This is a genomic window from Scytonema sp. PCC 10023 (assembly GCF_963920835.1).
Classification (GTDB): domain Bacteria; phylum Cyanobacteriota; class Cyanobacteriia; order Cyanobacteriales; family Nostocaceae; genus Kalymmatonema.
Map to the genome: position 1 here is coordinate 1 of NZ_CAWUDP010000232.1, position 3,927 is coordinate 3,927.

A 3,927-nucleotide genomic window follows, 5' to 3' on the forward strand; every position below is an offset into this window, starting at 1 on the left:
CCTACAGCCAACTCAGTGCGGGTGGGGCGATACAACTGCCACCCAAGACCACATCGTTTAAAGATTGGGCGCAACTGCAGTTTTCCTATGTACAATCACAAGATTTGCAACACCACCGGGATTTTTGGCTCTTACAATCACTTGAGCAAGTAGGGAATATCCCAGTTGATTATCCAGGCGGTGCAAACACCGAAGCATCTGCACGTACAGTGTCGCTGTCGTTGTCAGTTGAAGAAACGCGTGCATTACTGCAAGAAGTGCCAAAAGCGTACAACACACAAATCAATGACGCGTTGCTCACAGCTTTGGTGCAGGTGTTAGCCGATTGGACGCAATCAAATCATGTGCTGTTCAACTTGGAAGGACACGGACGAGAAGATTTCTTGGATTCGGTGAATGTCTCACGCACTGTGGGATGGTTTACCACCATCTTTCCGGTGGTCGTACACAAAGCAACAGACCATCCAGGAGAGGCGTTAAAGTCAATTAAAGAGCAACTGCGTCGTATTCCGCAGCAAGGGATTAGCTATGGCTGGCTACGGTATCTACTAGAGGACGCAGATACTGTTGCCCAACTCCAAGCACAACCAAAAGCCCAGGTCGTATTCAACCATTTGGGTCAATTTGACGGCGTTGTACAGACAAGTGCACTTTTTAAGCTGGCAAGTGAATCAAGCGGTCCTAGCCGTAGCCCCCGAAATCACCGCAGCCATCTACTTGAGGTCAATAGCATCATCATCGGCTCTCAGTTGCGAATCGATTGGACTTACAGTGAGAATCTACACGATGAGAGCACAATTGAGCGTATAGCCGATGAGTTTTTGCAAGCGTTGCGCGCACTCATTACTCATTGTTTGGCTCCTGAGGCTTTTGGTTACACTCCTTCTGATTTTCCACTAGCACAACTGAACAACGTTGTACTTGAGCAATTGTTGAGCAATATTGTGCCCCCGCAAGGGATAAGCACAAGCAACTGGAAAAATATTGCCGATATCTATCCTTTATCCTCAGTGCAGCAGGGGATGCTGTTCCACACCCTTTATGCTTCAGAACCAGGGGTATATTGCCAGCAGTTTAGCTGTACTTTTGCAGGAAATCTGGATGTTGAGGCATTCGGTGCTGCATGGCAGCAAGTTATAGCGCGGCATGTGGTCTTGCGAACTGCTTTCACATGGGAACACTCAGAAGTGCCGTTACAGGTGGTGTATCGGCAGGTGAAACTACCATTAGAGATCCATTGTTGGATCGGGCTATCTGCGGATGAGCAGCAGCAACAACTGGCGACTTTCATAGAACAAGAGCAGCAGAGGGGCTTCCAGCTGTCTAGGGCACCACTGATGCGCCTTGTGCTGATTCAAATGTCGGAGGATGTCTACCAATTTGTGTGGAGTTACCATCACATACTTATAGATGGATGGTCACTGCCGTTGGTATTCCTTGAAGTGCTGCGCTTTTACGAAGCAAAGTCTTTGGGGCGAGATTTACAACTGCAACCGAGTCGTTCCTACCGGGAGTACATAGCCTGGTTACAGAAGCAGAACTTAGAAGTTGCCGAAGAATTTTGGCGACAAACACTACAGGGTGTGACGGCACCAACGCCGTTGGTCGTTGATAAAGCACAGCAAAAGTCTAGTTCGCAACAAAGTTATAGCGAGCAGGTTGTTTCGCTATCAAGTGCAGCAACAACAGCGCTAGTGTCTTTCGCAAGGAAATATCAACTGACGTTAAACACCTTAGTGCAAGCAGCTTGGGCAATACTACTCTGGCGATACAGTGGCGAAACCGACGTGGTTTTCGGCGTGACTGTCTCAGGTCGTTCCGGCACCATAACAGGTGTGGAGTCGATAGTTGGGCTATTTATTAATACCCTGCCGATGCGGGTAGGATTCAAAGGTTCGGACACAGTTCTACCAAAGCTTAAGCAAATACACAAGCAGCAGGTAAAAATTAATACTTACGAGTACACACCACTGGTACAGATTCAGCGTCACAGTGATGTGCCGCACGGGGTGCCATTGTTTGAAAGCATCGTGGTATTTGAGAATTATCCGGTAGATGGGGCTTTACAACAGAACTCCTTAAAGTTGGACATCAGTGATGTTCGTACCATAGAGCGAACTAACTATCCACTGACAGTCATTGCCCAGCCGGGTGTGCAATTGTCGCTGCGGTTCATCTACGATACTGAGCGTTTTGACACTGCTGCGATCGCCCACATGGCGGATCATTTTCAAACCCTGTTAGAAGGGATTATTGCCAATCCAGATCGACAGCTATCAGATATACCGCTACTGACTGCCACCGAACAAGATCAAATACTGGTGGAATGGAACAAAACCGAAGCCGCCTACCCGCAACAGTTGTGTCTGCACTCTTTATTTGAGCAACAGGTGCTGTTGACACCGGATGCAGTGGCAGTAGTATTTGAAGAGCAACGCCTGAGCTACAGTGAATTAAACACACGCGCCAATCAACTAGCGCACTACTTACAATCATTGGGTGTCAAACCAGAAGTGTTGGTCGGTGTGTGTGTAGAACGTTCAATAGAGATGGTAGTGGCATTGCTGGGGATACTCAAAGCGGGTGGGGCTTACGTACCATTAGACCCAGCATACCCGAGTACACGTTTAGCATTCATGCTGTCCGATTCCCAGGCGTCGGTGCTTTTGACAACTGGGCAATTGGTAGAGAAATTGCCCCTCCACCAAGCACGTGTGGTAGTTTTAGACACCGAGTGGAACGAAATTGCCGAACACAGCCCGGACAATTGTGTCAGTCAGGCGACACCTGAGAACTTAGCATATGTCATCTACACCAGTGGTTCTACAGGAAACCCCAAGGGAGTGGCGATTGAACATCAAAGCCCAGTCACCTTAGTGCATTGGGCACAAGAGGTGTTCACTCCACAACAGTGTGCTGGGGTTCTAGCTTCAACCTCAATCTGCTTTGACCTTTCAGTGTTCGAGTTGTTTGTACCTCTTAGTTGTGGTGGCAAGGTTATCTTAGCCCAAAATGCTTTGCATTTACCCACCTTGGCGGCATCTGGGGAAGTAACGTTAATCAATACCGTACCCTCTGCCATTGCGGAATTACACAGAATTGACGGCATACCGACGAGTGTGCAAACAGTCAACTTGGCTGGTGAAGCGCTGCAAAATCAACTTGTACAGAAGATATATGAACACGAAACTATCCAACAGGTGTTCAATCTCTACGGACCGTCGGAAGACACGACTTACTCGACATATGCCTTAGTTGAAAAAGGAGCAACTGGGACACCCTCGATTGGTCGCCCGATTGCAAACACACAGGTGTATATACTGGATGCTCAGATGCAACCAGTACCAGTAGGAGTGACAGGTGAGTTGTATATCTCTGGGGCGGGTTTAGCACGCGGTTACCTCAACCGTCCAGAATTGACAGCAGAAAAATTTGTTCCCAACCCCTTTGCGCCTGACAAATCGAGTCAACGCTTGTACAAAACTGGGGATTTAGTCCGCTACAAAGCTGATGGCAATATTGAGTACCTCGGTCGCATCGACCATCAGGTGAAAATCCGTGGTTTCCGCATAGAGTTGGGAGAAATAGAGGCAGCTCTGAGTCAACACCCAAACCTGCGACAAACTGCGGTCATCGCCACACAAGAGATGGTGGGCGCTACTAGATTGGTCGCATACTTAGTAGCGAATGAGCAACCAGCACCACAGAGTAGCGAATTGCGCGCTTTTCTCAAACAAAAGCTGCCAGAATACATGATACCGAGTGCTTTCGTGGCACTTGATGCTCTACCACTGACACCCAATGGTAAACTCGACCGTAAAGCACTACCCAAACCATTTGAGCAACTCGAACTAGAGCGCAACTTTGTCGCGCCCAGAACGCCAACAGAAGAAATACTGGCAAACATTTGGGCATCGGTACTGGGAA

The 3,927-nt window shown here is 48.4% G+C and carries 1 protein-coding gene; it reads left to right on the top strand.

Features of this window, described 5'->3' with window-relative positions:
* Positions 1–3,927 (top strand): amino acid adenylation domain-containing protein (locus ACM0OZ_RS48090; RefSeq protein WP_414590032.1); only part of this gene is annotated, 3,927 nt, incomplete at both ends.